This window comes from Devosia sp., from assembly GCF_030689745.1.
GTDB classification, from domain to species: Bacteria; Pseudomonadota; Alphaproteobacteria; order Rhizobiales; family Devosiaceae; genus Devosia; species Devosia alba.
Genome location: NZ_JAUYGL010000129.1, coordinates 1 through 1,859 on the forward strand (window position 1 = coordinate 1; position 1,859 = coordinate 1,859).

General features: G+C 57.9%; 2 protein-coding genes and 2 pseudogenes. 3 read left to right on the forward strand and 1 reads right to left on the reverse strand.

The annotated features are described in order from the left end of the window. A partial coding sequence (locus Q8O80_RS11225; RefSeq protein WP_305579547.1) for a L,D-transpeptidase occupies positions 1 to 507 on the reverse strand: 507 nt, incomplete at its 3' end. A 269-nt stretch (positions 508 to 776) separates the two neighbouring features. Here Q8O80_RS11225 and Q8O80_RS11230 point away from each other — a divergent pair. From Q8O80_RS11230 to Q8O80_RS11240, 3 genes and pseudogenes are all read left to right on the forward strand, one after another. Further along, a pseudogene (locus tag Q8O80_RS11230) lies at positions 777 to 1,063 on the forward strand (transposase domain-containing protein); the annotation flags it as partial. 19 nt (positions 1,064 to 1,082) lie between these two features. After that, positions 1,083 to 1,382 (forward strand): annotated as a pseudogene (locus Q8O80_RS11235) (transposase domain-containing protein); the annotation flags it as partial. 170 nt (positions 1,383 to 1,552) lie between these two features. Next, positions 1,553 to 1,859, forward strand: a 307-nt coding sequence (locus tag Q8O80_RS11240) for a hypothetical protein (RefSeq protein ID WP_305579548.1), incomplete at its 3' end; no start/stop codon positions are given.

Sequence of the window (1,859 nt, forward strand, 5' to 3'; positions counted from 1 at the left end):
GCCAAGCGCATTCTCGATGCCGGGCGGCTGGCCGTCGCGATAAACCTCGAGCTCAGGCTGACGCATGATCATGGACTCTGGCGGAGTCCATACCGGCCATTCGCGCTTGTACGCGATATGCGCCCGGCCTGCCCATTCGAAACCGGCACGACCGATACCAGCGCCATAGCGGGTCGCCATTCCGTCGTCATGAACATGGTAAAGTAGCCGGTCGGCTGTATGGACGACGACCGAGCCGGGCTTCTCACCGGTGGGGTCTGGAACGCGCTGCCGCCAGTATTTGGGATCGACCGCGGCGATATCGGCGGCGGGAATGGAGAATTTCTCTTCCGGCATCGCCCGATACATGAAGGCGACATCGGGCGGCACGAACGGGCGAATGGGCTCGGCTGCAACCGCCAGTATCTGGGGGGCGGTCGTCGTGCATCCCGCGGCCAGCAACGCAAGGCTTGTGCCACCCAACATGACGAATGCGCGACGCGACAGGTCTATAGGAATCTCGAACATCAATGCTCCAACAATTAGGTCAGGAGCGAATTCCATGGGTAGCTTAGGGGAAGCTTACGGGTATGGAGCGGGCATCGTAGCCACAGCCAGCTGCGAACCATTAAGCTGAGGTGCTCGGTGACCCGGAACTAATGCCTGGTTTCGCGATCAATAGCCTTTGCCTGGCAGAGGTGGAGAACAATGCAGCAGAGTTTGCCACCAATTTCGTCGTGAACGAAGACCGGTATACCCGCCTGCAAGCGGCGTTCGGTGAACTATCGACCTTCAGGAGCCGCCGCGCCGCGCTCGAGCGCTTCCTCACTGACGGGCGCATCGACATCGACTCCAATATCGTTGAACCCGCAATCAGGCCGCAGACCATTGCGCGCAATAATGCGCTGTTCGCCGGCTCCGATGGTGGTGGCAGGCCCTGGGCGACGATCTCCACGCTCCTCACCTCGGCCAAAATGAACGGCGTCGACCCCATGCCTGGCTCACGCAGACCCTGCACCGCATCGCCAGCAGCTGGCCAAACAGCCAGATCGCTGACCTCATGCCCTGGGACTTCAGGCCATAGCGGCCCGGCTACGCGCTTGCACAAATGGGATTATGCGATGCGTTACACTGAGCACGGCAGGATGGCGCTCAACATCATCCGTCTGGAATACGACACTAGAATTGTCACCACTGGCCGAAGATCCTGGTTGGTCAGCGATACGGTCGATGGAGGCAAGGCCAGCATCGTCATCTACAGCCTGATGTTCATCTGCCGCGCCTGTGGCGTTGCGCCGTTAGCGTGGTTGCGACATGTGCTCTCCGAGTTGCCTCAACGCGCTGTCGAAGCCGACATCAACGACTTGCTGCCTTCCAACTTCGCAAAAGTCGCCACTGCCTGAGAGGACCAGATGCAACCAATGCGCGCAGCTCAACACAAGCTTTGTCGTCCGTTTGATCAAGGACCCTGTGAACTCGAATACTTTGAATCGCCGAAAAAACGGCACCATCCGTCTTAATCAATAAAGTATTCATATATATATTTTATTTCTTTTGTAGAGGTGCATGCGAAATGTTCAAACGCTTCCTTTCTATGTTGCGTTCTGAGCGGGCCCTGTCAGTAGAAATACGGCTCCAGCTCGTGAACGGCCTGTTTTACCCATTTGCGTCGCTTATCGCTGGCGCACTGGCAGGCTTGTGGATTGCGGCAACCGTCAGCTTCCTTGTCGAGGACATCGTGCTTCGGACTGTGGCCGACGTTATCGTTGTCGTGGCCGTTGCGCGGATTATCATCGGCCTTGTCTATATTCGCGGCAAGCCGGTTGACGAAAGTTCTGTCGGGTTTTGGGAGCTGGCCTATGCAACCGGCGCCGGTCTGT